We start from the raw sequence: 26,320 nt of genomic DNA, 5'->3' as shown, positions 1-26,320 counted from the left end.
GGCCGCGGCGTCCCCGGCTCAGCCCTCGGTGGCCGGGCGCTGCGGGGCGCCGCCGCGCACCACGAGCTGGTCGAGCAGCGTCGCGGTGGCCTCGGCGACGGCGGCCACCGCCGCGTCGAACGCCGCCGCGTTGTGCGCGGCCGGCGCGCGGAACCCGGAGATCTTCCGGACGTACTGCAACGCCGCCGCCTCGATGTCGGCCCGGCTCACCTCCGGCACGTACGGCTCACGCAGGGTCTTGATGCTGCGGCACACGGCTCCTCCTCGTTCGGGTTCTGTCGGCTCGTGCGGATACGCTGTGCGGGTCATGACTACCGCAGCCGCGGGCAGCCCCCGCACCTACCAGGTGCGCACGTACGGCTGCCAGATGAACGTGCACGACTCCGAGCGCATCTCCGGCCTGCTGGAACAGGCCGGCTACGTGCGCGCCGCCGATGCCGACGGTAACCCCGACGTGGTGGTGTTCAACACCTGCGCCGTCCGGGAGAACGCCGACAACCGGCTCTACGGCAACCTGGGTCACCTGCGCCCCGTGAAGGACAAGCACCCCGGGATGCAGATCGCCGTCGGCGGCTGCCTCGCCCAGAAGGACCGCGGCGACATCGTCCGCAAGGCCCCCTGGGTGGACGTGGTGTTCGGCACGCACAACATCGGCTCGCTGCCGGCGCTGCTGGAGCGGGCCCGGCACAACGCCGCCGCCGAGGTGGAGATCCTGGAGTCGCTCGACGTCTTCCCCTCGACGCTGCCGACGCGGCGCGAGTCGACGTACGCGGGCTGGGTGTCGATCTCGGTGGGCTGCAACAACACCTGCACGTTCTGCATCGTGCCGTCCCTGCGCGGCAAGGAGAAGGACCGCCGCCCCGGCGACGTCCTCGCCGAGGTCCGCGCCCTGGTCGACTCGGGCGTGCTGGAGGTGACCCTGCTCGGGCAGAACGTCAACTCCTACGGCGTCGAGTTCGGCGACCGGCTCGCCTTCGGCAAGCTGCTGCGGGCCTGCGGCGAGATCGACGGGCTGGAGCGGGTGCGGTTCACCAGCCCGCACCCGAAGGACTTCACCGACGACGTGATCGCCGCGATGGCCGAGACCCCGAACGTCTGCCACTCGCTGCACATGCCGCTGCAGTCCGGCTCCGACGACGTGTTGAAGGCGATGCGCCGGTCCTACCGCTCGGAGAAATACCTGGGGATCATCGAGCGGGTCCGGGCGGCGATGCCCGACGCGGCGATCACCACCGACATCATCGTCGGCTTCCCCGGCGAGACCGAGGCCGACTTCCGGCGCACCCTGGACGTGGTCCGCGAGGCCCGCTTCTCCTCGGCGTTCACGTTCCAGTATTCGAAGCGCCCCGGCACGCCGGCCGCCACCATGCCCGACCAGTTGCCCAAGCAGGTGGTGCAGGAGCGCTACGAGCGGCTGATCGCGACGGTGGAGGAGATCACCTGGGCGGAGAACCGCAAGCTGGTGGGGCAGCAGGTCGAGGTGCTGGTCGCCGTCGGCGAGGGCCGCAAGGACGAGCGCACGGGCCGGATGTCGGGCCGGGCCCGCGACGGCCGCCTCGTCCACTTCGACGTGGGGTCGCTCGCCGGCCAGATCCGCCCCGGCGACATCGTGCACACCACGGTCACCTACGCCGCCCCGCACCACCTCAACGCCGACGGGGAGCCGCTGGCGCACCGGCGCACCCGGGCCGGCGACGCCGCCGAGGCCGGCCGCGCCCCGCGTACCCCCGGGGTGTTGCTCGGGCTGCCCACGGTCGGCGCGCCGGCCGCGGCGCCCGCGCAGACGACCGGCTGCGCGGCGCACTGACGCGATCGGGGCCCGCCGCACCGGCGGGCCCCGACCAGGTTGCGCCGGGTCAGACCGAGATCCGGCCCGCGCCCGCGCCGCCCGTCACGATCGACTTGACGCTGCTCGCGCTGTCGAGGGTGTACGAGTACGGGATGCTCTGCACGCTGCCGCCGGTCTGGCCGCTGCCGGAGCTGACGAAGTAGTTGTTGCGGGCGACCAGGGTGCCGGGCCCGGAGCTGCCCTCGCCGAGGTGGAACGGGTCGCTGACGCTCTCGAAGTAGTTGCCCTCGACGAGCACGCCGGCGCTCATGGTGGAGGCCACGCCGTAGCCGCTGTTGCGGTAGTAGTAGTTGTTGTAGACGTGCACCGGGTTGCCGAAGCGGACCCGGGGGCGGCGCTGGGTGCTCGCGTCGAACCAGTTGTGGTGGTAGGTCACCCGCAGGTGGCCGGTGTCCTGACTGGCGTTGTCGTCGCTGTGCCCGAGCAGCATCGACTTGTCGTGGTTGTAGACCCGGTTCCACGACACGGTGATGAAGTCCGAGCCGCGCTTGATGTCGACCGCGCCGTCGTAGCCACTGGTGAGGGTGTTGTGGTCGACCCAGACGTTGGTCGCCGACTCCTGCACGTTGCTCGCGTCGTCGTTCCAGCTCCTGAACGTGATGTTGCGGATGATCACGTTGCGGTCGCCGCTGATGTTGAAGCCGCAGCCGGAGGCGCTGGTGACCGTGGTGGTCGCGGCGCGACCATCCCGACCTGCGCAAAGATCAGCGGCCGGCCCCGTGTCGGGTGCCGGCCGCCGTCATGCGGTGACGCGCGGGCTCAGCAGGCGACGCCGTTCAGCTTGACCGTGCCGGGCGCCGAGGCGGACCCGTTGGCGGTGAAGCCGACGGTCACCGAGGCGCCCGCCGCGAGCGACGCGGACCAGGCCGGCGCGGCGGCCGTCACCGCCGTGCCGGACTGCGTCACGGTGGCGTTCCATCCGCTGACCAGCGTGACCCCGGCCGGCCAGTTCCAGGTCACCGACCACGGGTTGACCGCCGACGAGCCGCCGTTCTTCACGGTCAGCTCGCCCTGGAAGCCGCCCGCCCACGAGTTGACCTGCTTGTAGGTGGCGGTGCAGCCACCGGCCGGCGGCGGCGTGGTCGTCGGCGGCGGGGTGGAGGTCGGCGTGGGGGTCGGCGTGGGCGTGGGGGTGCCGGTCGGCGTCCCCGTCGGCGTCCCCGTCGGGCTTCCGGTCGGTGTCGGATCGGTCCCGCCACCCACCGGCGCGATCAGGTACGGCTGGAGGATCGCCTGCTTCGCCGTGTTGACGTTGGTCCAGTCGTCCAGCGCGATGCCGCCGGTGTCACCCGAGTTCGGGTTCCACGACCAGTAGGTGAACGACATCCCGTTGACCCCGGTGCCCGTGTACGCCATCAGGTTCTCCAGCCACACCTTGTCGCGCGGGTCGGCCAGGGTGCTGCCGAACTCGCCCATCATGATCGGGGCGATGTTCTGCTTGTAGAGGTATCCCCAGTACTTGTCCCAGATCGCCGGCAGGTTCGCCGGGTAGTCCGGCGCGGAGAACCAGTTCTGCTCGTAGACACTGGTGGCGTACTCGTGCGGGGAGTAGACCAGCCGGTTCGCCACGTTCAGCCGAACGGGGAACTGCCCGGCCTTGGACAGGTTGCCGCCCCACCAGCCGCAGTCCTCGTCGTTGCTGGGGTCGTTGTCCCAGACGTTCGACAGGCCGCCGCTGGGGCAGCTCACCCCCTCGACGAAGATCAGCCAGTTCGGCTGCACCCCGAGGATCGCGTTGCCGGCCCGCTCGGCGGCCAGCCGCCAGTCCCGGGCGGTGTCGCCGCAGCCCCAGCAGGCGCCGGTGGCCGCCGGGTTGGTGCCCTCGGCGTGCGGCTCGTTGTGCAGGTCAGCCCCGATGACGGTCGAGTTGTTCGCGTACCGCTGGGCCAGCATCTTCCAGTCGTTGATCCAGGTCGCCTCCGAGACGGTGGAGGTGTACCAGAGCGGCGACTGCCCGGCCGCCGTCGGCCGGTGCCGGTCCAGGATGACCCGCATCCCCTTGCTGCCCGCGTAGGCGATGACCTTGTCGAGGATCTGCAGCGGCGACAGCCCCACCAGGTCGGGGTTCACGAAGTCGTTGATGCCGCTGGCCGTCGCCCCCGGCTTCAGCGCGTCGTTCGAGTACGGGATGCGCAGCGTGTTGTAGCCGAGGCGGGCCATCGTGTCGAGCTGACCGCGCCACGGGTTGTTCGACCACAGACCGTGGAAGGTCTTGTTGTCGGTTTCCATGCCGAACCAGTTGATGCCGGTCAGGCGGACCGTCGCGCCGGTGCTGTCGACGATCTTGCTGCCGTTGGTGTGCAGGTAGCCGGTGCCGGTGCCGCCGGCGGCGGCGGCTGCCGGCGCGGTGCCGACGGCGGCGGCGACGAGGACGCTGGCCGCGGCGGTGGCGAGCGCGGTGAGCGCGCCGCCGAGGGCGGTGGATCTGTGCATGCGGACTCCACTTCGGATGCCGGCGGCCGCACGGGGCGGCGCGGGCGGGGAACCAGGGGGAGGGCCGTCGCCCGGTGCCCGCAGGGCGGCGTGCCGACCGGCAGGCACGGGGTGCTGCCGACCGGCGTGTCGACGGGCAGGCACGGGGTGCCGACCCGGGACGCGCGATGCGGGGATATGACGGCGACGTGGACGCAACTGCTCGCGGTGAACCGGCGACGCGCGACGGCGAACCCGCCGTCGGTGCCCCTCGCGCCGGTGCTGCTACCTAGCTCCGCGGACCATTGTCATCAGCTCACCTGGATGCGTCAACCGCGGGGGACTCGCCCCGGACAGCCGGAAGCCCCCGGCCCCGCATGGGGACCGGGGGCTTCCGGGACGGTCAGCTCAGCCGGCCTGCTCCGCGAGCTGGAGGAACTGCCGCTTCGACGCGAGCGCCTGCTCGGCCTCCTTGATCCGCCGGTTGTCCCCGGCGGCCTGGGCCCGGGCCAGCCGCTCCTCGGCCTCGGCGACCTGCGAACGCATCTGGGCCAGCAGCGGGTTGTCCTCCTTGGTGGTCCGACGCCACGCCGAGTCCATCACCTCGCGGACCTTGTCGTCGATCACCCGCAGCCGCCGCTCCAGCCCGGCCGCGGCCTCCCGCGGCACCCGGCCGGCCTCGTGCCACTGCGCCTGGATCTCGCGCAGCTTGGCCTGGGCGCCCTTCGGGTCGGCGTCGACGTCGAGCGCCTCCGCCTCGGCGAGCAGCGCCTGCTTGCGCTCCAGGTTGGCCCGCTGCTCGTTGTCCCGCGCCGAGAACACCTCGCTGCGCCGGGTGAAGAACGCGTCCTGGGCCGCCCGGAACCGTTCCCAGAGCTTCTGCTCGGCCTCCTTGGCGGCGCGCGGGGCGGCCTTCCACTGGTTCATCAGGTCCTTGAGCTGGTTGGCGGTGGCCGCCCAGTCGGTCGATTCCCGCAGCTTCTCCGCCTCGGCGACCAGGTCCTCCTTGACCTGCTGCGCCTGCTTGCGCTGCGAGTCCAGGGAGGCGAAGTGCGCGCCCCGGCGGCGGGTGAAACCGTCCCGGGCGGCGGCGAACCGCTTCCACAGCTCGCCGTCGACCTTCTTGTCGACACCCCGGATGGTCTTCCACTCGTCGAGGATCTCCTTGAGCCGGTCCCCGGCGGTCTTCCAGCCGGTCGACTCGGCGGCCAGCTTCTCCGCCTCCTCCACGAGGGCGGTCTTGCGCGCCAGGGCCTCGCCCCGCGCGGCCTCCCGCGCGGCGCGCGCCTCGCCCGCCTTCTCCTCGGCGACCGCGGCGAGCTTGTCCAGCCGCGCGGCCAGGGCGTCGATGTCGCCGACGACGTGCGCCTCGGCCAGGGAGGCGCGGATCCGGCGGATCGTGGTCAACGAGTGTCCGGCGTCCGCCGCGCCCGAGTTGAGCCGTGCCTCGGTCAGGTCCACTTCGGTGACCAGGTCCGCGAAGCGGCGGGCGAAGTGGGCCAGTCCCTCCTCCGGAGCGCCCGCCTGCCAGGATCCGACCACTCGCTCGCCCTCGGCGGTCTTGACGTACACGGTGCCGTCCGCGTCCACCCGTCCGAAGGCCGTCCAGTCGCTCATGTGCCCATCCTCGTTCTCCCGGCGTCGACGGGCGAGGGCCCGCGAGCGCCGCCACGGCGCAGCAAAGTTACTCCCGGCATTGTCACAGGTCCGCCCCCGTCCGCGTCGAGCGCCTGTCGTCGACCGTGACCATACGGTGTCCTAGCCCCCCGATGACCGGATCGGCGCGGGGACGCACCGGCGGGTCCCGCTACGGTGAACGGGTGCCTCTGGTCGCCGCCGCCGTCTGCCCCCACCCGCCCCTGATCGTGCCCGAGCTGGCCGGCGCCGCCGCCGCTGAGCTGGACGAACTCCGCCGCGCCGCCGACGCCGCCGTGGCCCGGCTGCTCGCCTGCGCCCCCGACGGGCTGGTGCTGCTGGGCACGGGGCCGGCCACCGGGTGGATCGCGCCGCCGGCCGTCGGCTCCTTCCGCCCCTGGGGAGCGGACCTGTCCGTCCCCCTCCCGGCGGAGCTCCACTACGATAGCCCGCTGCCGGCGCGCGCCGTCCCGGTCGCCGGTGACGCCCCGGCGACGGCGGACGCCCCCACACTCCCGCTGAGCCTCGCCGTGGGCGCGTGGCTGCTCGCCCGGCACCGGGTCGGGGTGCCGGTCGACGCCGCCCAGGTGGCCGCCGAGGCCACCCCCGCCGAGCTGGCCGCGCTGGCCGGGCAGGTGCACCGGCACCGCACCCGGGTGGCGCTGCTGGTGCTCGGGGACGGCTCGGCGTGCCACGGCACGAAGGCCCCCGGCTACGCCGACCCGCTCGCGGGAACGTACGACGAGGGGGTGGCCCAGGCCCTGGCCGGCGCGGACGCCGAGGCGCTGCTCGGCCTCGACCCGGCGGTGTCGGCGCGGCTGAAGGTCGCCGGGCACGCGCCCTGGCAGGTGCTGGCCGACGCGGCCCGGGCGGCGGGCGGCGACTGGCGGGGCGACCTGACCTACCACGACGCGCCCTACGGCGTCGCCTACTTCGTGGCCACCTGGGAGCCGGCGTGACCGCGGGCAGCGACGGGCGTGCCGGGCGCGGCACCGTCGTCGCCGTCGTCGGGCCGACCGCCGCCGGGAAGTCGGCGCTGAGCATCGCCCTCGCCCACGCCCTCGGCGGCGAGGTGGTCAACGCCGACTCGATGCAGCTCTACCGGGGCATGGACATCGGCACGGCGAAGCTCACCCCGGCCGAGCGGGACGGGGTGCCGCACCACCTGCTCGACATCTGGCCGGTGACCGAGCCGGCCAGCGTCGCGGAATACCAGCGGCTGGCCCGCGCGGCGGTCGACGACATCCTGGCCCGGGGCCGGGTGCCGCTGCTGGTCGGCGGCTCCGGGCTGTACGTGCGGGCGGTGCTGGAACGGTTCGAGTTCCCCGGCACCGACCCGGCGCTGCGCGCCCGGCTGGAGGCGGAACTGGCGGCCGCCGGCCCCGCCCCCCTGCACGCCCGGCTGCGCGCGGCGGACCCGGCGGCGGCCGAGGGCATCCTGCCCGGCAACGGCCGGCGGATCGTCCGGGCCCTGGAGGTCATCGAGCTGACCGGTGCCCCGTTCACGGCGGCGCTGCCCGAACCCACCCCGTACTACCCGTCGGTGCAGCTCGGCGTCGACCTGGACACCGCAGCCCTCGACGAGCGGATCGCGCTGCGGGTGGACCGGATGTGGGCCGACGGCCTGGTCGCCGAGGTCCGGGGCCTGCTCGACCAGGGGCTGCCCGAGGGCCGCACGGCCAGCCGGGCACTCGGCTACCAGCAGGTGCTGCGCTTCCTCGCCGGCGAGCTGACCGAGGCCGAGGCGCACGACGAGACGATCCGGGCCACCCGGCGGTTCGTCCGCCGGCAGCGCTCCTGGTTCCGGCGCGACCCGCGGATCCACTGGCTGGACTCCGCCGACCCGGGGCTGGCCGAGGCGGCCCTGAGTCTCGTCGGCGCGGTTGCGCGATGATGGGGGCGTGGAGTTCACCAAGGGACACGGCACCGGCAACGACTTCGTCATCCTCCCCGACCCGGACGGCGCGCTCGACCTGACCCCGGGCCTGGTAGCGGCGCTGTGCGACCGGCGGCGGGGCCTCGGCGCGGACGGCGTCCTGCGGGTGGTGCGGGCCGCCAAGCACCCCGAGGGGACGGGCCGGGCCGACGAGGCCGAGTGGTTCATGGACTACTGGAACGCCGACGGCTCGTTCGCCGAGATGTGCGGCAACGGCGCGCGGGTCTTCGTCCGCTACCTGCTGGAGCAGGGGCTGGCCGCGCCCGTCGACGGCACCGTGCCGGTGCTCACCCGGGCCGGCCTGGTGCGGGCCCGCGTCGAGGGCGACGACATCGCCGTGGAGATGCGCCGCCCCCGGCTGTACGACACGTCGACCGCCGCCCTGGGCGGGCTGACCCTCACCGGCACCGCCGTGGACGTCGGCAACCCGCACCTGGTCTGCGCCCTGCCGGCCGGGCTGGAGCTGGGCGCGCTCGACCTCACCCGGGCCCCCGCCTTCGACCCGGCGCTCTTCCCGGCCGGGGTGAACGTCGAGTTCACCGTCCCCGGCGACCCGGTCGACGGCACCGACGGGCACGTGCTGATGCGGGTCCACGAGCGGGGCTCCGCCGAGACGCTGTCCTGCGGCACGGGCGCCTGCGCGGTCGCCGCGGTCGCCCTACGCGACGCCGGCCGGGACACGGGCACGATGACGGTCGACGTGCCCGGCGGTCGCCTGACGGTCACGGTGACCGACGACTCCTGCTGGCTCGCGGGCCCGGCCCTCCTGATCGCCACCGGCACGGTCACCCCGACGGCCCTGCCCCACTGACCTCCCGCCCCCGCCCGGGCCGGGCTCGGGACGGTGATCAAGAGAAAAGCGTCAGGGTCGATCTCGACGATGACGCAAACCTCTTGATCACCGAAGCGAACCCGGGGGGACGCGGGGTGGGTCAGGGGGTGGCGCTGGCGGCGGCGGCGATCTCGGGGAGGTCCGCCGGGCCCGGGTCGGCGGCCGGCGGGGGAGTCGCGGCGGCGGGGGTCTGCGCGGCGGCGCGGACGGCCGCCGCGACCGCCGGGGCCACCCGGGAGTCGAAGACGCTGGGCACGATGACCGTCGGGTTGATCTTGTCTTCGCCGACGACGTCCGCGATGGCCCGGGCCGCCGCGATCGCCATCTCCTCGGTGAACTCCTCGGCGTGCGCGTCGAGCATGCCCCGGAACACGCCCGGGAAGGCGAGCACGTTGTTGATCTGGTTGGGCTGGTCGGAGCGGCCCGTGGCGACCACGGCGGCGTGCTTGCGCGCCTCCCGGGGGTCGACCTCCGGGTCGGGGTTGGCCAGCGCGAAGACGATCGCGTCCTTGGCCATCGTGGCGATGTCGTCGCCGGTGAGCAGGTTGGGCGCGCTCACCCCGATGAACACGTCCGCGCCGCGCACCGCGCCGGCCAGGTCGCCGGAGTAGTTCTCCTTGTTGGTGTTCTCGGCCAGCCACTGCCAGGCCGGGTTGAGCCCGGGCAGGCCGCGGTGCAGGGCGCCCTGCCGGTCGTACGCGATGATGTCGCCCACGCCCTGGCGCAGCAGCAGCTTCATGATCGCGGTGCCGGCCGCGCCCGCGCCGGAGACGACCACCCGCACGTCCGCGAGCTGCTTGCCCACGACGCGCAGGGCGTTGGTCAGCGCGGCCAGCACGCAGATCGCGGTGCCGTGCTGGTCGTCGTGGAACACCGGGATGTCCAGCGCCGCGCGCAGCCGGGCTTCGATCTCGAAGCAGCGCGGCGCGGCGATGTCCTCCAGGTTGATCCCGCCGTACGCGGGCGCGATCGCCTTGACGATCGCCACGATCTCGTCGGTGTCCTGGGTGTCGAGCACCACCGGCCAGGCGTCCACCCCGCCGAAGCGCTTGAACAGCGCCGCCTTGCCCTCCATCACCGGCAGCGACGCCGCCGGCCCGAGGTTGCCCAGGCCCAGCACCGCCGAGCCGTCGCTGACCACCGCGACCGTGTTGCGCTTGATGGTCAGCCGGCGGGCGTCGGCCGGGTTCTCCGCGATCGCCATGCAGACCCGGGCCACCCCCGGCGTGTACGCCCGGGACAGCTCGTCGCGGTTGCGCAGCGCGACCTTGGAACTCACCTCGATCTTGCCGCCGAGGTGCAGCAGGAACGTGCGGTCGGACACCTTGCGCACGTCCACCCCGTCCAGGGCGGTGAGCGCGTCGACGACCTGGTCGGCGTGGCCGGCGTCGGCGGTGTCGCAGGTGAGGTCGACCAGCACGTGGGTCGGGTCGGAGTCGACCACGTCCAGCGCGGTGACGATCGCCCCGGCCTCGCCGACGGAGGTGGTCAGCCGGCCGATCGAGGACGCGTCCGCCGGCACGGAGATCCGGATCGTGATCGAGAATCCCGCGCTCGGAAGTCGGGTGATGGCCACAGGATTCCCTCCGTCAACGCTGATCGGGGTCGGTCGTACCTCGCCCGCATTTCTACTCGCCCGCCCGGATCGCGGAGCACTCACCCCCACGTTCGGTGGTCCACACGACGGGCATATAGCGGTGCGTCCGGCGTTGACACGTGTCAGGATTGGTCGTACGCGACAGAATCCGTCGCCACGGCACATAACGGACAGGAGGCGCGGCTTGCGCGACCAGGAGACCTACGTACCCTTCACGGACGACGAGCTCGAGGCGACCACCGGGGAGTTCGAGCTGTCGGAGCGGCAGGCGCTGCGGCGGGTCCCTGGCCTCTCCACCGAGCTCACCGACATCACCGAGGTCGAATACCGCCAGCTCCGGCTGGAGCGGGTCGTCCTCGTCGGGGTCTGGACCGAGGGCACGCAGACCGACGCCGAGAACTCCCTCACCGAGCTGGCGCTGCTCGCCGAGACGGCCGGCTCGCAGGTCCTCGAAGGGCTCATCCAGCGCCGCAGCCGCCCCGACCCCGCTACCTACATCGGCCGGGGCAAGGTCGACGACCTCGGCGCGGTGGTGCTCGCCAGCGGCGCCGACACGGTGATCTGCGACGGCGAGCTGTCGCCGTCCCAGCTGCGCAACCTGGAGCAGCGCACCAAGGTCAAGGTGGTCGACCGCACCGCCCTGATCCTCGACATCTTCGCCCAGCACGCCAAGAGCAAGGAGGGTCGGGCGCAGGTCGAGCTGGCCCAGCTCGAATACCTGCTGCCCCGGCTGCGCGGCTGGGGCGAGACGCTGTCCCGGCAGACCGGTGGCTCCGGCCGCGGCGGCGGCGCGGGCGGCGGCGTGGGCGTCCGCGGCCCCGGTGAGACCAAGCTGGAGACCGACCGACGGCGCATCCGGCACCGCATCTCCCGGCTGCGCCGCGAGATCAAGGCCATGCGGACGGTACGCCAGACCAAGCGCGCCCGCCGGTCCCGCAACGCGGTGCCCGCCGTGGCCATCGCCGGCTACACCAACGCCGGCAAGTCCAGCCTGCTCAACCGGCTGACCGGTGCCGGCGTGCTGGTGGAGAACGCCCTGTTCGCCACCCTGGACCCGACCACCCGCAAGGCCACCGCCCCCGACGGGCGGATCTACACCCTGTCCGACACCGTCGGCTTCGTCCGGCACCTGCCGCACCAGATTGTCGAGGCGTTCCGCTCGACGCTGGAGGAGGTCGCCGAGGCCGACCTGGTGGTGCACGTCGTCGACGGCACCCACCCTGACCCGGAGGAGCAGGTCCGGGCGGTCCGCGAGGTGCTGGCCGAGGTCGGCGCGGACCGGCTCCCCGAGCTGCTGGTGGTCAACAAGACCGACGCGGCCGACGAGGAGACCCTGCTGCGGCTCAAGCGGCTGTGGCCCGACGCCGTGTTCGCCTCGGCCCGCTCGGGGCGGGGGATCGACGAGGTGCGGGCGGCCATCGAGACGCGGCTGCCCAGCCCCGCCGTGGAGGTCCGGGCCGTGCTGCCGTACGACCGGGGGGCCCTGGTCGCCCGGGTGCACCGGCAGGGCGAGGTGCTCAGCTCCGCCCACCTGCCCGAGGGCACGATGCTGCACGTACGGGTCAGCGAGGCGCTCGCCGCCGAACTGGCGCCGTTCGCCACCGACGAGGGGCGGGTCGCCGCTGCCGCCCGGTGAACCCGGGCCCGGCACCGAATGCGACAGCGAGGGGCACACCGGACCACCGCGACGGGCGGTCCGGCGTGCTCCTCGCGTTTACACGGGCATGCGACACTGACCCCATGCGCCGCGCTGTTTCCTCGGTCACGGTTGCCCTCGGCCTGCTCGGGGCGACCGTGGCGCTCACCGGAGTCGCCCTGGCCGCGCCCGCCCCCGGGGCCGCCGCCGCCCCCGAGCCGACCCCCGGCAAGAAGCGCTGCGCCGTCACCGACGAGCGGCTGCGCGAGCTCTCCGGCCTGGTGGCGACGAAGAGCGGCTACGTCGTGATCAACGACGGCACCACCATCGAGGACCGCAAGCGGGTGTTCTTCCTCGATACCAAGTGCCAGGTGACGAAGGAGGTCCGCTACTCGGGCAACGGCCCGCTCGACACGGAGGACCTGGCGCTCTCGCCGGACGGCGGGAAGCTCTGGATCGGCGACATCGGCGACAACATCACCAGCACCCAGCGCCGGGAGCGGGTCGCGGTGTGGAGCATGCCGGCCGACGGATCGACCCGGCCGGTGCTGCACCGGCTGTCGTACCCGGAGAAGAAGCCGCACGACGCCGAGGCGCTGCTGATTGGCGACGACGGCAAGCCGCTGATCATCACGAAGGTGGCCAGCGGCAAGGCCGAGATCTTCACCCCGGAGGGCAAGCTCAACAGCGGCGACACCGACCCCGTGCCGATGACCAGGGTCGGCGAGGTCTCGCTGCCGAAGACTGACACCGATACTCGGATGGGCCCGCTCGGCCGGATCGCGATTACCGGGGCCGCTCGGTCTCCCGACGGCACCCGCGTGGTGCTGCGTACGTACGCAGACGCGTTCGAGTTCGACGTGGCGAACGGTGATGTCCTGGCTGCTCTGACTGCCGGAAAACCCCGGGTTACCCCCTTGGCTGACCCGTTCGGCGAGGCGATCGCCTACACCCCGGACGGGAAGTCCTTCGTCACCGTGTCCGACGGCGGGTCCATGGAGGAGGGCGAGCCGATCGAGATTCTGAGCTACACGCCCTCGACGGAAGGTGCGAAGCCAGTCGCCGGCGGGGACGACGTAGCGAAGCCGGCGGCGGAGAAGTCGTGGATGGAGGGGCTGAGCCTCGACGAGATCACGTACCTCATCGCGGCAGTCGGCGTGATCGGCGCGCTGATGGTCGGTGCCGGCATCGTCGGGATCCTGCGGGCCCGGCGGCGTCCCGCGCCGCCCGACGACCCGGCGGGCGACGCCGACCTGCCGGAGCGCGACGAGTTCCCGCTCAACGCCGGTCCGGGCGGACCCGCGCGGGGGCGGCCGGTCGAGGAGCCGCCGCCCGGCGGCGGCCGGGGCCGGGGCGGCGTCTACGGCGGAGCGCCGGCGGGCGGTGGCGGCTACCCCGCGACCCCGGCTGCCGCCGGCGGACCGCGCCCGCCCTCCGGCGGCGTGTACGGCGGCGCGGCCCGCCCGGCGGGTGCCGCCCGCCCACCACAGGGCGGCGGCGTGTACGGCGGCGGCGGAGGGCGGCCCGCCGGCGGCGGCTACGGCGGCGGGCAGCCCGGCGGCGTTCCCCCCGGCCGGGGCGGCGGGGCGGCGCAGCCGGACCGGCCGGCCCCGCCGGGCCGTGGCGGGGTCTACGGCGGGCGGGCCGAGCCGCCCCGGCGCGGGCGCGACCCCCGGGACCCACGCGGAGGACGACACGGCGACGGCGGGCCCGGCGACGAGCGCGACGGCTACGGCCAGCCGCCCGGCGGAGGCCGCGAATACCGGGGCGACCGCTACTGACCGTCGTCGCGCCCTGGCGCAGGGCCGGGCTGTTCGCGGCCGGGGCGATCGCGACGACGACCGCCGCTGATCTTCCGGCCCGGGTGCGCGGGCACCCGGGCCGTTCCTCGCGGGGCCGGCGCCCTCCGGCTACCCGTCGGGCGGGGCCGGGGGCCGGCAAACCGTCAGATGCGGCGCAGGACGGCGACGACGCGACCCATGATGGTGGCGTCGTCGCCCGGGATCGGGTCGAAGGCCGGGTTCTGCGGCATCAGCCAGACGTGGCCGTCGCGGCGGCGGTAGGTCTTCACGGTCGCCTCGCCGTCGAGCATCGCGGCGACGATGTCGCCGGCCTCTGCGGTCGGCTGCTGCCGCACCACCACCCAGTCGCCGTCGCAGATCGCCGCGTCCAGCATCGAGTCGCCCTTGACCTGGAGCATGAAGACCTCACCCTCGCCCACCAGCTCGCGGGGGAGGGGGAAGACGTCCTCCACCGCCTGCTCGGCGAGGATGGGGCCACCGGCGGCGATCCGGCCGAGCATCGGCACGTACGCCGGGGCGGGGCGCTGCGAGCGGCTCGCCTCGTCGTCGAGGGTGTCGCTGGGAGTCCGCACGTCCACCGCGCGCGGGCGGTTCGGGTCGCGCCGCAGGAAGCCCTTCTTCTCCAGCTCCTTGAGCTGGTAGGCGACGCTGGACGGGGAGACGAGGCCGACGGCCTCGCCGATCTCCCGCACGCTCGGCGGGTAGCCGTGCCGCTCGACCCAGGTGCGGATGAACTCCAGGATGCGGCGCTGCCGCGCGGTCAGGTCGACCGTGGCCGGGTCGGGGAAGCTGCTGACCACCGGGGTGACCGGACGCACGGCCGGCTGGGCGGCCCGGCTGCGCGCGGCGCGGGGGCGCCGGGTGGCCGGCGGACCCGCCTCGGTGCTCTGCTGCGGGTTCTTCGGCCGGCTGGCCCGGTCCTCGGTCACGTCCGTCCTCCCTGGTCGGCGCTCGGTGCCCGGCGGCTCGGGGGCTGTGGGGTCGGAGCCGCGCGCGGTTGCCTCGACCGGTCCGCGTGGCTCGCCGGCCCGGTTGTTCTTGACCGTATAGGTGAGATCGGTCATTTTCAAACATCTGTACGACCTTCGTCGGCGTGTCGGACTCGAAAAGCGGGAAATCCGAACGCCTGTTCTGATAAATGGTACGCGCGCTCGAACGTCAGTTCGACGTTCGCCCTGCCCGGCCCTCGTTCGAGGGCTGGTCGGCCGCAGGGCGTGACCGGGAGGACGCGTGCCGCGTTGGGGCTTTCGGCGGCCCTGCGGAGGGGGCGTCGACGTGATTCTGGCGACGCGCCGGACACGCCCCGGCGAACTTGACCACGGTCCGCCGGACGCATACGGTCAACCCCTAGATGTAGTAGTCACACGGGCGTAAGTCGCCTACAGGTTGGGTTCGACTACCGACCGCACTCCCCGCTACCGCACCCGGTGGTGGTCCCCGAGCGGGGCCGGCACCGCGGTTTCGCGTGCCCGGGGATGCCTGTCGGCCCGCCGTCGATGAAGGAGGTCAGGCGATGCGGTGCCCATATTGCCGGCACGCCGACTCCCGGGTCGTCGACTCGCGGGAGGCCGACGACGGCCAGCTGATCCGGCGGCGGCGGTCCTGCCCCGAGTGCGGCAAGCGGTTCACCACCGTCGAGGAGGCGGTGCTCGCCGTGGTCAAGCGGAGCGGGGTGACCGAGCCGTTCAGCCGCATCAAGATCGTCGGTGGGGTGCGCAAGGCGTGCCAGGGGCGACCGGTCGACGAGGACTCGATCGCCCTGCTCGCGCAGAAGGTCGAGGAGACCATCCGGGCCAAGGGGGCCGCCGAGATCCCCAGCCACGACGTGGGCCTGGCGATCCTGGGCCCGCTGCGGGACCTGGACGAGGTGGCCTACCTGCGCTTCGCCAGCGTCTACCGCTCGTTCGACTCCCTCGCGGACTTCGAGCGCGAGATCGAGACCCTACGGGCCGCCGCCCGCGCCCGGGAGGGCGCCGGGGCCGGCGACGGGGCGGCCGCGGCGGGGGCCGCCGGCCGTACCAATTGATTTTCCTGGTTTCTGACAGTTTGGACGCGCGGCGGGTGACCGCGCAGACGAGGGGGCGGATGAGATGGCGGGGGACGGCGTGACAGCAAGCCGGACGCGGACGAAGGCCAGCACCGGCCTGAAGGTCGAGCGGGTGTGGACGACCGAGGGAGTCCACCCCTACGACGAGGTGACGTGGGAGCGCCGCGACGTCGTGATGACGAACTGGCGGGACGGCTCGATCAACTTCGAGCAGCGCGGGGTCGAGTTCCCCGAGTCCTGGAGCGTCAACGCGGCCAACATCGTCACCACCAAATACTTCCGGGGCGCCGTCGGCACCCCCGAGCGGGAGTGGTCGCTGCGGCAGCTCATCGACCGGGTGGTCAGCACCTACCGCGCCGCCGGTGAGGAGCACGGCTACTTCGCGACCCCGGCCGACGCCGAGGTGTTCGCCCAGGAGCTGACCTGGATGCTGCTGCACCAGGTGTTCAGCTTCAACTCGCCGGTCTGGTTCAACGTCGGCACGCCCTCACCCCAGCAGGTCAGCGCGTGCCTGCCCTACGACTCGCTGGTCAGCACCCCCGGCGGCCTGGTGCCGATCGGCAAGCTGGTCGAGGAGAACGCCGTCGGGGCCAAGGTGTACGACGGCGGCGGCCTGACCAGAATCGTCGCCGTCAAGGCCAACGGGGTGCGCGAGGTCATCCGGCTGCACACCAAGGCGGGTTACCAACTCGACGTCACGCCGGACCACGTGGTGTGGAAGAGCACGGGCGACGGCACGGGCCAGTGGGTCGAGGCCGGCACGCTCGCGCCCGGCGACAAGCTGGAATGGCACCGCACCTACGCCTACGGCGAGAGTGAGATCGACCTGCGGGAGATCCGCGAGGCCGCCCTCGCCGGCTGGTTGCAGTCCGATGGTTTCGTGGGGCAGTACGACGAGGGCACCAACCGGTCGCTGACGATCGAGGCGATGACCGTCAACGACGACGAGCTGGACTGGGTCGCCGTCACCCTCGACGAGGTCTTCGGCGACGCGCACCGGCACGAGCGCACCGTGACGACGCAGAGCGACGAGCTGGACTGTCGGCGTACCCGCCTCTACGGCGAGCACCTGCGCCCGTTCGTGCAGAAGTGGGACCTGCTCACCCGCGGCGTCGAGATGGAGGTGCCGCGGCAACTCTTCACCGCGCCGTTGCCGGTCGTCGCGGCGTACCTGCGCAGCATCTTCCAGGCCGAGGGCTACGTCTCCGCGCGCGAGCACTCGACGCTCGTCGCGGTGGACATGGTCTCGGAGAAGCTGATCCGGGGCGTGCAGAGCCTGCTGCTGCGCTTCGGGATCTTCTCCCGCGTCGCGCACAAGCCCGACCCGCGCTCGAACCGCAAGGACTGCTGGTCGGTCCGCATCCAGAACGACGGCGACCGCGACCTCTTCGCCACCCACATCGGGTTCGTCGGCGCGGAGAAGATGGCCAAGCTCGAGCAGAGCTTCGCCAAGGCGGGCCGGTCGGCCGGCGGCGTCAAGCGGCTGGAGATCGACCGCATCGAGCCGCTCGGCGCGATGGAGGTCTATGACATCCAGACGGAGAGCGGCGAGTTCCTCGCCGGTAACCTCCGGGTGCACAACTGCTTCATCCTCTCCGTCGACGACTCGATGGATTCGATCCTCGACTGGTACAAGGAGGAGGGGCTGATCTTCAAGGGCGGCTCCGGCTCCGGGGTCAACCTCTCCCGGATCCGCTCCTCCCGCGAGCTGCTCTCCTCCGGCGGCACCGCCTCCGGCCCGGTCAGCTTCATGCGCGGCGCGGACGCCTCCGCCGGCACCATCAAGTCCGGCGGCGCCACCCGGCGCGCGGCGAAGATGGTCATCCTCGACGTCGACCACCCGGACATCGAGGAGTTCGTGATCACCAAGGCGCGCGAGGAGGACAAGATCCGCGCGCTGCGGGACGCCGGCTTCGACATGGACCTCGGCGGCAACGACATCGTCAGCGTGCAGTACCAGAACGCCAACAACTCGGTGCGCGTCTCCGACGAGTTCATGTCGGCCGTCGAGAACGGCGGCGGCTTCGACCTGCGCGGCCGGCTCGACGGGCAGACCATCGAGACCATCGACGCCAAGAAGCTGTTCCGCACCATCGCCCAGGCCGCCTGGGAGTGCGCCGACCCCGGCCTCCAGTACGACGACACGATCAACGACTGGCACACCTGCCCGGAGACCGGGCGGATCACCGCGTCCAACCCGTGCTTCACCGCAGATACCCTGGTGCACACGGACAAGGGGCTGATTCGGTTCGATGCGCTGATCGACCGGGCGCGGCAGGGCGAGACGTTCGGCATCTACACCCATGACGCGACCAACCCGGACGCTCCCGCAGACCGGATCGAGCTGACCAGCCCCGAAGCGCTGATGATCACGGGCACGAACGAGATTCTGCGCCTGGAGTTCAGCAACGGCATGGTGCTGCGCTGCACGCCGAACCACCGGATCTGGACCACCAACCGGGGCTACGTCGAGGCGGCAGAGCTGACCAGCTCCGACCGGATCCTCCCGCTGAACCTGCCCACGCCGGCGGTGGCCGCCTCCCGCGCCTTCGCCATGCGGCCCGGCACGGCGGTGCGGCCCGGTGACGTGGTGACCACCAAGTGGCAGCGGGAGTCCCGGCTGCCGGAGAAGTGGACCGAGGAGTTCGCTCACCTGCTGGGTTGGCTCACCGGTGACGGCTGCGTGCGTCTGGGCAGCGAGGAGCGCGGTGACAATCCCGTCGCCACCTGGGTATACAGCGCCGAGGAGCGCGAAGCGTTCCTGCCTCGGCACCAGACCCTGCTCACGGAGCTGCTCGGCTTCACCCCGAAGCCGTCGGAGCAGCCGAACGGCACCGTCCAGCTCCGGGCCGGCCGGACGGCGGTCGTGGACTTCCTGGTCGGGCTCGGGGTCAGCGCCGGCAAGGCCGCCGACAAGCGGGTCCCGGCGGCGGTCCTCGAGGCGCCCGTGGAGATCCAGGCGGAGTTCCTCAAGGGCCTGTTCGACGCCGACGGGTGCGCCGCCGAGACCGCGAACGACACCCGCTACGTCGGGCTCGGCTCGGTCTCCGTCGAACTGCTGCGGGATGTGCAGCGGATGCTGAGCTGCTTCGGCATCGGCAGCCGGATCTACACCAGTCGCACGGAAGGCCCCTCCTTCTCTTACACCACCGTTGCTGGTGAGGACCGTAGCTACACAGGCGGGCAGCTCTACGACCTGCGGATCAGCGGAGCGAACATTCCGACCTTCGCGGCGGCGATCGGCTTCGCCCACCCGCGCAAGGCGGATCGGCTCGCCGACTGGCTGAGGGAGAAGCGCTTCTACCGTACGGACCAGACGGCGACTCTGGCCAAGCGCGAGTTCGACGGGATCGAGACCACCTACAACCTGTCCGAGCCGCGTAACCACTCCTACATCGCCAACGGCGTCGTGGTCCGGAACTGCTCGGAGTACCTGCACCTGGACAATTCGTCCTGCAATCTGGCCTCGCTGAACCTGATGAAGTTCCTGCGGGCCGACGGCGGGTTCGAGGTGGAGAAGTTCGTCCGTAGCGTCGAGTTCGTCATCACCGCGATGGACATCTCGATCTGCTTCGCCGACTTCCCGACCGAGCGGATCGGCGAGACCACCCGCGCCTACCGGCAGCTCGGCATCGGGTACGCCAACCTCGGCGCGCTGCTGATGGCCTCGGGCCTGCCGTACGACTCGGAGCAGGGCCGCTCCGTCGCCGCCGCCATCACCTCGCTGATGACCGGCACGGCGTACCGCCGCTCGGCCGAGCTGGCCGGCATCGTCGGCGCGTACGACGGCTACGCCCGCAACGCCGAGCCGCACAAGCGGGTCATGCGCAAGCACGCCGCCGCCAACGACGAGATCAAGCCCACGGGCACCGTCGCCACCGCGATCGTCCGCGAGGCCACGAAGCAGTGGACCCAGGGCAACAAGGTCGGCGACAAGCACGGCTGGCGCAACTCCCAGGCCGCAGTGCTCGCACCTACCGGAACTATCGGCTTGATGATGGATTGCGACACTACGGGCGTTGAGCCCGATTTGGCGCTGGTCAAGTTCAAGAAGCTGGTCGGCGGCGGCTCGATGCAGATCGTCAACCAGACCGTCCCGCGCGCCCTGCGCAGCCTCGGCTACCCCGAGGAGCAGGTCGAGGCGATCGTCGAGCACATCGCCGACCACGGTCACGTGGTGGACGCCCCCGGCCTCAAGCCGGAGCACTACCCGGTCTTCGACTGCGCCATGGGCGAGCGGTCCATCGCGCCGATGGGGCACGTGCGGATGATGGCGGCCGTCCAGCCGTTCATCTCCGGCGCCATCTCCAAGTGCGTCGTCGGGGAGACCCTGGTGGCCTCCGGGGACGGGCTCGTCCGGATGGGCAGTCTCTATCAGGGCGAGGCGGAGGACACCTTCCGGACGGAGTTCCTGAAGATCTCCTCCCTGGACGGTGACCGCAAGACCGACGCGTTCTACTACGGCGGGGTCCGGCCGGTGCGGACGGTCACGCTCCGTTCGGGGCACTCGGTGACCGGCACCTACCCGCACCGACTGCTCACCGCCGGGGACGGCGGACTGGTCTGGAAAACGCTGGGTGAGCTCCAGCCGGGTGACCACGTCGCCACCCAGTACGGCGCCGACCTGTGGTCGTCCGTCCCGGCGAGCCTGCGAGACGTGGTGACGTCGCGGTCCTACGGGAACCAGCGGGCCGTGACGCTGCCGCAGGAGATGACGGAGGAGCTGGCATTCCTTCTCGGTGCCTACGCCGCCGAGGGGCACACCAGCCGCAGCAACTGGACGATCACCATAACCAATTCGGTCGACTCGGTGCTGGAGCGGATCCAGGCAGCCTGGCAGTCGGTGTTCGGGCTGACCGCCCGGATCGACCGGCAGCCTGGCAAGTGCCCGGGGGTGGTCCTGTCATCCAAGTCCGTCGTGGAGTTCATGACGGAGCTCGGCTGTGGCTCGCGGGCGTCCGACAAGCGGATCCCCGATGCGGTGCTGCGTTCGCCCCGCGACATGGTGCTGGCCTTCCTGCGTGGGCTCGCGCTCGACGCGTACGTGACGACCGCGACCGCGCCGAAGTGGGCGATCTGTCTGGACAGCCCGGCCCTGCTGGACGACCTGCAGGCCGTGTTGACCAACCTCGGCGTCGTGCACGGCCGGGTGAGCAAGTTCAACTCCGAGTACGGCAAGTCGTACGACGAGGTCTACGCCGCCGGCTACCAGGGGCAGCTCCTGGTGAGCATGGTGCCGTTCCTGGAGCCGGAGAAGGCGGCTGCCGCCGCGCGCTACCTCGCACAGTCCTATGGCACGGGGACGGCGGATGTCGTGCCCGGCATCACCGGGCGGGAGCTGTACGACCTCCTTCCAGCGGGAAGGCCGGGCCGGGGCGGCGTTCGCGGTGACCGTTCGAGCTTCGCGTTCCTCCTCGACGAGCGCACCACGCACGTCACCCGTCGTACGGTGGAGCGGGTGGCCTCCCTCGACGGGGTGGTGCTGCCGGGATGGCTGCGCCAGGTGCTGGACGGCAACCTGCACTTCTCGCCCGTCGACTCCATCGTGGATGCCGGTGAGCGGGAGGTGTTCGACCTGTCGGTGCCGGAGACCCACGCCTTCGTGGCGAACGGCATCATGAACCACAACACGGTCAACATGCCGGAGCAGGCGACCGTCGAGGACGTCGAGAAGATCTACTTCGAGGGCTGGAAGCTCGGCCTGAAGGCGCTGGCGATCTACCGGGACAACTGCAAGGTCGGCCAGCCGCTGTCGGTGGCCAAGCCCAACAAGGCGACCGCGTCGGTCGAGGCCCCGGCCGAGGCGGAGAAGGCCGTCGAGAAGGTCGTGGAGAAGGTCGTCGAGTACCGCCCGGTGCGCAAGCGGCTGCCGAAGAAGCGTCCCTCGGAGACCGTCAGCTTCTCCGTCGGCGGCGCGGAGGGGTACCTCACCGCCTCGTCGTACCCGGACGACGGCCTGGGCGAGGTCTTCCTGAAGATGTCGAAGCAGGGCTCGACCCTGGCCGGCGTGATGGACGCCTTCTCGGTGGCCATCTCCATCGGCCTGCAGTACGGCGTCCCGCTGGAGACGTACGTCAGCAAGTTCACCAACATGCGCTTCGAGCCGGCCGGCATGACCGACGACCCGGACGTGCGGATGGCCGCCTCGGTGATGGACTACATCTTCCGTCGCCTGGCCCTGGACTTCCTGCCGTACGAGCGCCGCGCCGAGCTGGGCATCTTCACCGCCAAGGAGCGGGCCGCCCAGCTGCGGGCCGAGGCGGAGGCGGAGAGCGCGACGGTCAGCGGTGCGGACCTCACCGCGATGGCGGCCTCCGCGCCGGTCGAGTCGCCGGAGACCAAGGCCGGGCCGGGCCAGCCGGCCACGGTCGGTGCGGTCGCCCAGCCGGCGCAGGAGCTGGCCGACGTCGCCGCCGCGAAGCCGGCCCCGTCGGTGGGCTCCAGCACGGAGCTGCTGGAGGCCGTGATCGGCAAGGCCGCCGACGCGCCGCTCTGCTTCACCTGCGGCACGAAGATGCGCCCGGCGGGCAGCTGCTATGTCTGCGAGGGCTGCGGGTCGACCAGCGGTTGTAGCTGAGTGTTGCAGGCAGGTCGGGCCCCGGGCGCGCCAGCGCCCGGGGCCCGACCTGTTGGCAAGGAAGGGCACCTTGTTAACGCCTACGGTAGAGAAGGGCACCCCTCTCACACCCCGCAGAGCGGCTAGCCTTCGTCGATGACGACAGGTGTGGATGCGGCGGTCGCCGCCAGCTACGTCGATTTCGCCGACCGCGAGGCGCGCGGGGTGTCGCCCGCGTACGAGCGGCTGGCCCGCTCCGTCGCCCGCGACGGGCGCCTGCACGCGCTGCTCGGCACGGTGCCGGAGGCCAAGCGGCAGCCCAATCTGCTGTTCGCCGTCGTCCGGCTGCTCGGCGGGCCCGTCGAGGACCCGGCCGCGTTCGGCGAGTTCGCGGCGGCCCACTGGCCGGCGGTCGGGGCGCAGCTGCGTACCCGCGCGACCCAGACCAACGAGGCCGGCCGGTGCGCGGCGCTCCTGCCGGTGCTGGCCGCGCTGCCGCAGCCCCTCGCGCTGCTGGAGGTCGGCGCGTCGGCGGGGCTGTGCCTCTATCCCGACCGGTACTCCTACCGCTACGGCGACCACCGGGTCGGCTCCGGGGAGCCCGTTCTCGACTGCGCGCTCACCGGTGCCGCGCCGCCGGACCGTCGGCCCGTGGTGGCGTGGCGGGCCGGGCTGGACCTGAGCCCCCTCGACGTGACCGACCCCGCCGACGTCGCCTGGCTCGACGCCCTCGTCTGGCCCGAGCAGGCCCACCGCCGCGCCCGGCTGCGGGCCGCGGCGGCCGTCGCGGCGGCCGACCCGCCGCTGCTCGTGCGCGGCGACCTCGTCGACGACCTGCCGGCGCTGGCCGCGCGGGCACCCGCCGGCGCGACCCTGGTGGTCTTCCACACCAGCGTGCTCTATCTGGTGCCGGCTCCGCGCCGGGCGGCCTTCGCCGATCTGGTACGCACGCTGCCCGGCCACTGGCTCGCGAACGAGACCCCGGAGGTGCTGGGGCACGACGCGTTGCCGGAGCCACCGGACGGGACGCTGCACAACGTGCTCACGCTGGACGGCACGCCGCTGGCCTGGACGAGGCCGCACGGCCAGGCGGTCACCTGGTTTGCGTGACCCCCGCCGGCGACCCCCCACCCCGCCCTCGCCCGGCCGGCCGGTCTCGCCTGCCCGGGTCGCGTCGACCGGGTCAGGTCGCCGGCGCGGGCGGATGGTCCCCTGTGGACCCGACCGTGTCGCCGGCCCGGTGAGCGCGGCTTCATCGACGGTTGGGACACGCTCTACCCGCGCCTGCAGGGCCTGGACTTTCGCGCCGAGGTCCGGCGGCTCGACGTCCCGACGTACCTCGTGGACGGTGAGCACGAGGTGCCGGGGCGGCTGCGCCTGCTCGACCAGCGGAATGTCCAGCTCCAGGCCCCCCGCAAGGAGCACGTTGTCATCCCCGGCGCCGGGCACCGGTCGCTGTTCCAGCGGCCCGGCCCGCCTCGGCGCGCGGCACTCGGGCAGCGCGTCGTGTCCGGCAGCGGCTAGGGTCGCCCGTCATGGGGGAACCGAACTGGCTGCGGGAGACCCGCGCCGCGTACGACGAGGTGGCCGTCGACTACGCCCGGCTGGTCCACGGCGAGCTGGCGCGTAGGCCGTTGGAGCGGGCCCTGCTGGCCACCTTCGCCGAGCTGGTGGGCGGTGGTGGGACCACCCGGGCGGCCGCGTCCGGGCCGGTCGTGGAGGTCGGCTGCGGCACGGGCCGGATCACCGCCCACCTGTGCGGCCTCGGGCTGGGCGTCGCCGGCCTCGACCTGTCGCCGGGGATGGTCGCCGTGGCCCGTGAGTCCTGGCCGAGGGTGCGCTTCGGCGTCGCCTCGATGACCGACCTGCCGCTGCCCGACGCCGGCCTCGCCGGCCTCGTCGCCTGGTACTCGATCATCCACCTGCCGCCGGAGGCGCTGCCGACTGTCTTCGCGGAGTTCCACCGGGTGCTCGCCCCGGGCGGCGAGCTGCTGCTCGCGTTCAAGGCCGGCGACCGGCGGATCCGCCTGGAGCAGGCGTACGGCCACACGGTCTCCTACGACGTGCACTGGCTGCCGCCGGACCGGATCGCCGCGCAGCTCGCCGCCGCCGGGTTCGCGGTGCACGCCCGCCTGGTCCGGGAGCCGGAGGACTACGAGCGCGGCCCCCAGGCGTACCTGCTGGCCCGCCGGCCCCACGACGCCGACCCGGCGTAGGCGGCGGCGGGCCGGGCGGCGGGCGCGGCGGTGGGGCGCCGAGGAGTGTTAGGAAGGGGCCCTTCCTATGCAGAATGCGTTAACAAGGTGCCCTTCCTTACACTGCGGCGGTGGGGGGAGAGCGGGTGCCGTTGGCGGACCGGCCGTTGACCGAGCCGCACCCGTCGCGGCTGCCGCCGGACCATCCGCACCGGGGGCGGATCCTCGCCGCGCACGCCGCCGCCCTCGCGGCGGGGCAGGCTGGCTATCCCGATCCGGCGACCGGCCTGTTCGTGCTCACCGCCGGTTTCCTGGCCCGCCGGGGCGCCTGCTGTGGGCGAGGCTGCCGACACTGTCCGTACGTGGCCGACTGAGCCCGCCGGCCCCGGGCGGCCCACCGCCGCCGCCTGGCTCTCGGCCGCCTGGAGCACCGCCGACCGTGGGCTTTCGCCCGAGGCGGACAACCCGTACGGTGTCGGGCGGACATCGGCGGGAACCGCCGGGAGGCGCGGAGGTTGGCGTGCGCGGTTGGATCTGCCTGGCGGGCGTGTCGGCGCTGCTGGTGACGGGGTGCGGGGCGGAGGCGGCGGAGCCGGTGGCGGTGCCGCGCGGCACGCCGGTCGCGGTCGACGTCCCGGCGGCGTCCTCGGGCGGCGCCTGCCGGCTGCTCGACTTCGCCGTGGTTGAGGAGCACACCGGGGAGCGGTTCGACGTGGCGGCGGCGAGCACGCGCGACGACACCCGCACCTGCGTGCTGCGCGCGAAGCGGGCGCTGCTGCCGGAGTTGGCCCTCACCGTCACCGACACGTCGATCGACGTGGCCGACTTCACGGCCGACGTGCAGCCCGCCGGGGCCCGGAAGATCAGCCGGCTGGGTCAGGTCGCCTACCGGCGGACCGGGGCGGCGACGAAGGGGCAGGGGCCGGTCGCCGAGGTGGGCTGGCTGGCCGCCGAGGACCGGCTGGCCGTGCTGCGCTGGACGCTGCCGAAGGGCACCGAGCGCGCCGCCGCCGAGGAGGTGGCCGGGAAGCTGGTCGCGCTGGCGGGAACGGTCGACACCCGGGCCCTGTGAGCTTTTTCGCCGGGCCCGGGTGTCGGCGTCAGGTCAGTGGGCGGCGACGAAGACCCGGGAGGCGACCTCGCGGGGCAGCCGGACCCGGTCGCCGGAGCGGTCGATGGAGACGCCGTCGCGCTCCTGGGCCACGGTGACCGTCGCGCCCGGGTCGACCCCGGCGGCGTGCAGTTGGCGCAGCACGTCGGCGTCGGTCTGCACGCTCTCGCAGATCCGCCGCACGACCACCGTGCCGGTGAGCCCGGGGAACGCGAGGTTGCGCTCGCCGTCGCTGCGGTCGGTCGGCTGCTCGGGCGTGCCCAGCTCCTCCAGGCCCGGGATCGGGTTGCCGTACGGGGAGCGGGTGGGGCGGTTGAGCAGGTCGTACACCCGCTTCTCCACCGCGTCGCTCATCACGTGCTCCCACCGGCAGGCCTCCTCGTGGGCCTCCTCGTAGGGCATCCCGATGACGTTGACCAGCAGCAGCTCGGCGAGCCGGTGCTTGCGCATCACGGACACGGCGGACGCGCGGCCCAGCGGGGTCAGCGCGAGGTGCCGGTCGCCCTCGACGGTGAGCAGCCCGTCGCGTTCCATCCGGGCGACGGTCTGGCTGACGGTGGGACCGCTCTGCCGCAGCCGCTCGGCGATCCGGGCGCGCAGCGGCGGGACGCCCTCCTCCTCGAGTTCGAGGATGGTGCGCAGGTACATCTCGGTCGTGTCCACTAGATCGTGGCGCATCGATTCCCCCTCTCGGCGGAGGCAGTTCCGCGCC

20 protein-coding genes are annotated in these 26,320 nt (G+C 72.8%); 13 read left to right on the top strand and 7 right to left on the bottom strand.

The annotated features are described in order from the left end of the window. Positions 1–18: 18 nt before the first annotated feature. Positions 19–255 (bottom strand): DUF2277 family protein, encoded by a 237-nt coding sequence (locus GA0070558_RS08095; protein WP_043962479.1) that lies wholly within the window; start codon positions 253–255, stop codon positions 19–21. Between the two features lie 52 nt (positions 256–307). Here GA0070558_RS08095 and miaB point away from each other — a divergent pair, with 52 nt between their 5' ends. After that, positions 308–1,807: a tRNA (N6-isopentenyl adenosine(37)-C2)-methylthiotransferase MiaB gene (miaB, locus tag GA0070558_RS08090; RefSeq protein WP_091277519.1), complete on the top strand. Its 1,500-nt coding sequence runs from the start codon at positions 308–310 to the stop codon at positions 1,805–1,807. Positions 1,808–1,856: 49 nt separating this feature from the next. Here miaB and GA0070558_RS08085 read toward each other — a convergent pair whose 3' ends face one another. The 3 genes from GA0070558_RS08085 to GA0070558_RS08075 all read right to left on the bottom strand — a co-directional run bounded on the left by GA0070558_RS08085 (position 1,857) and on the right by GA0070558_RS08075 (position 5,878). Further along, a complete protein-coding gene (locus GA0070558_RS08085) occupies positions 1,857–2,465 on the bottom strand; it encodes a pectate lyase family protein (RefSeq protein ID WP_256091814.1) in 609 nt (202 codons plus the stop codon). A gap of 143 nt (positions 2,466–2,608) precedes the next feature. After that, complete coding sequence (locus GA0070558_RS08080) at positions 2,609–4,282, bottom strand: cellulase family glycosylhydrolase (RefSeq protein WP_091277330.1); 1,674 nt, start codon at positions 4,280–4,282, stop codon at positions 2,609–2,611. A 387-nt stretch (positions 4,283–4,669) separates the two neighbouring features. After that, positions 4,670–5,878 carry a DUF349 domain-containing protein gene (locus GA0070558_RS08075; protein WP_091277328.1) on the bottom strand — a complete coding sequence of 403 codons (1,209 nt, stop codon included), beginning with the start codon at positions 5,876–5,878 and terminating at the stop codon, positions 4,670–4,672. 152 nt (positions 5,879–6,030) lie between these two features. Here GA0070558_RS08075 and GA0070558_RS08070 point away from each other — a divergent pair, with 152 nt between their 5' ends. From GA0070558_RS08070 to dapF, 3 genes are read left to right on the top strand one after another with little or no spacing between them, the layout of a single operon-like run. After that, complete coding sequence (locus GA0070558_RS08070; protein WP_176734140.1) at positions 6,031–6,855, top strand: class III extradiol ring-cleavage dioxygenase family protein; 825 nt, start codon at positions 6,031–6,033, stop codon at positions 6,853–6,855. Next, positions 6,852–7,790, top strand: coding sequence for a tRNA (adenosine(37)-N6)-dimethylallyltransferase MiaA (miaA, locus tag GA0070558_RS08065; protein ID WP_091277326.1), 939 nt, complete (start codon positions 6,852–6,854; stop codon positions 7,788–7,790). Before GA0070558_RS08070 ends, miaA begins: the two co-directional genes overlap by 4 nt. 7 nt (positions 7,791–7,797) lie before the next feature. Continuing rightward, the gene (gene dapF / locus GA0070558_RS08060) at positions 7,798–8,643 is read left to right on the top strand and encodes a diaminopimelate epimerase (protein ID WP_091277324.1); all 846 of its coding nucleotides are present in this window, start codon (positions 7,798–7,800) and stop codon (positions 8,641–8,643) included. 121 nt (positions 8,644–8,764) lie between these two features. On the opposite strand, the gene GA0070558_RS08055 is transcribed toward dapF, so the two are convergent. Next, positions 8,765–10,240 (bottom strand): NAD-dependent malic enzyme, encoded by a 1,476-nt coding sequence (locus GA0070558_RS08055; protein ID WP_091277321.1) that lies wholly within the window; start codon positions 10,238–10,240, stop codon positions 8,765–8,767. 205 nt (positions 10,241–10,445) lie between these two features. Here GA0070558_RS08055 and hflX point away from each other — a divergent pair, with 205 nt between their 5' ends. Both hflX and GA0070558_RS08045 read left to right on the top strand, forming a co-directional pair. Further along, positions 10,446–11,897, top strand: a complete 1,452-nt coding sequence (gene hflX, locus GA0070558_RS08050) for a GTPase HflX (RefSeq protein ID WP_091277320.1) — start codon at positions 10,446–10,448, stop codon at positions 11,895–11,897. A gap of 104 nt (positions 11,898–12,001) precedes the next feature. Next, a complete protein-coding gene (locus GA0070558_RS08045; protein ID WP_091277318.1) occupies positions 12,002–13,678 on the top strand; it encodes a WD40 repeat domain-containing protein in 1,677 nt (558 codons plus the stop codon). Between the two features lie 164 nt (positions 13,679–13,842). Here GA0070558_RS08045 and lexA read toward each other — a convergent pair whose 3' ends face one another. After that, a complete protein-coding gene (gene lexA / locus GA0070558_RS08040; RefSeq protein ID WP_043962489.1) occupies positions 13,843–14,628 on the bottom strand; it encodes a transcriptional repressor LexA in 786 nt (261 codons plus the stop codon). 584 nt (positions 14,629–15,212) lie between these two features. On the opposite strand from lexA, the gene nrdR reads away from it, so the two are divergent. The 7 genes from nrdR (at position 15,213) to GA0070558_RS07985 (ending at position 25,569) form a co-directional block, all read left to right on the top strand. Beyond that, a complete protein-coding gene (gene nrdR / locus GA0070558_RS08035) occupies positions 15,213–15,725 on the top strand; it encodes a transcriptional regulator NrdR (protein WP_043962490.1) in 513 nt (170 codons plus the stop codon). Positions 15,726–15,804: 79 nt separating this feature from the next. Beyond that, positions 15,805–22,323: a ribonucleotide reductase barrel domain-containing protein gene (locus GA0070558_RS33815; RefSeq protein WP_256091813.1), complete on the top strand. Its 6,519-nt coding sequence runs from the start codon at positions 15,805–15,807 to the stop codon at positions 22,321–22,323. A 135-nt stretch (positions 22,324–22,458) separates the two neighbouring features. After that, positions 22,459–23,412, top strand: a complete 954-nt coding sequence (locus tag GA0070558_RS08005; RefSeq protein WP_091277316.1) for a DUF2332 domain-containing protein — start codon at positions 22,459–22,461, stop codon at positions 23,410–23,412. A 231-nt stretch (positions 23,413–23,643) separates the two neighbouring features. Further along, positions 23,644–23,826 (top strand): hypothetical protein, encoded by a 183-nt coding sequence (locus GA0070558_RS08000; protein WP_176734139.1) that lies wholly within the window; start codon positions 23,644–23,646, stop codon positions 23,824–23,826. Positions 23,827–23,837: 11 nt separating this feature from the next. Continuing rightward, positions 23,838–24,518, top strand: coding sequence for a class I SAM-dependent DNA methyltransferase (locus GA0070558_RS07995; RefSeq protein ID WP_091277314.1), 681 nt, complete (start codon positions 23,838–23,840; stop codon positions 24,516–24,518). A 110-nt stretch (positions 24,519–24,628) separates the two neighbouring features. Beyond that, positions 24,629–24,871: a DUF5522 domain-containing protein gene (locus tag GA0070558_RS07990; protein ID WP_091277312.1), complete on the top strand. Its 243-nt coding sequence runs from the start codon at positions 24,629–24,631 to the stop codon at positions 24,869–24,871. A 146-nt stretch (positions 24,872–25,017) separates the two neighbouring features. Beyond that, positions 25,018–25,569 (top strand): hypothetical protein, encoded by a 552-nt coding sequence (locus GA0070558_RS07985; protein ID WP_091277311.1) that lies wholly within the window; start codon positions 25,018–25,020, stop codon positions 25,567–25,569. A gap of 33 nt (positions 25,570–25,602) precedes the next feature. Here GA0070558_RS07985 and GA0070558_RS07980 read toward each other — a convergent pair whose 3' ends face one another. Continuing rightward, on the bottom strand, positions 25,603–26,286 hold the full coding sequence (locus tag GA0070558_RS07980; RefSeq protein ID WP_043962497.1) for an iron-dependent transcriptional repressor DtxR: 684 nt from the start codon (positions 26,284–26,286) through the stop codon (positions 25,603–25,605). Positions 26,287–26,320 lie beyond the last annotated feature (34 nt).

The organism is Micromonospora haikouensis, from assembly GCF_900091595.1.
Classification (GTDB): domain Bacteria; phylum Actinomycetota; class Actinomycetes; order Mycobacteriales; family Micromonosporaceae; genus Micromonospora; species Micromonospora haikouensis.
Note: the sequence above shows the minus strand (reverse complement) of the source record. Positions and strands in the feature narration are given on the sequence as shown.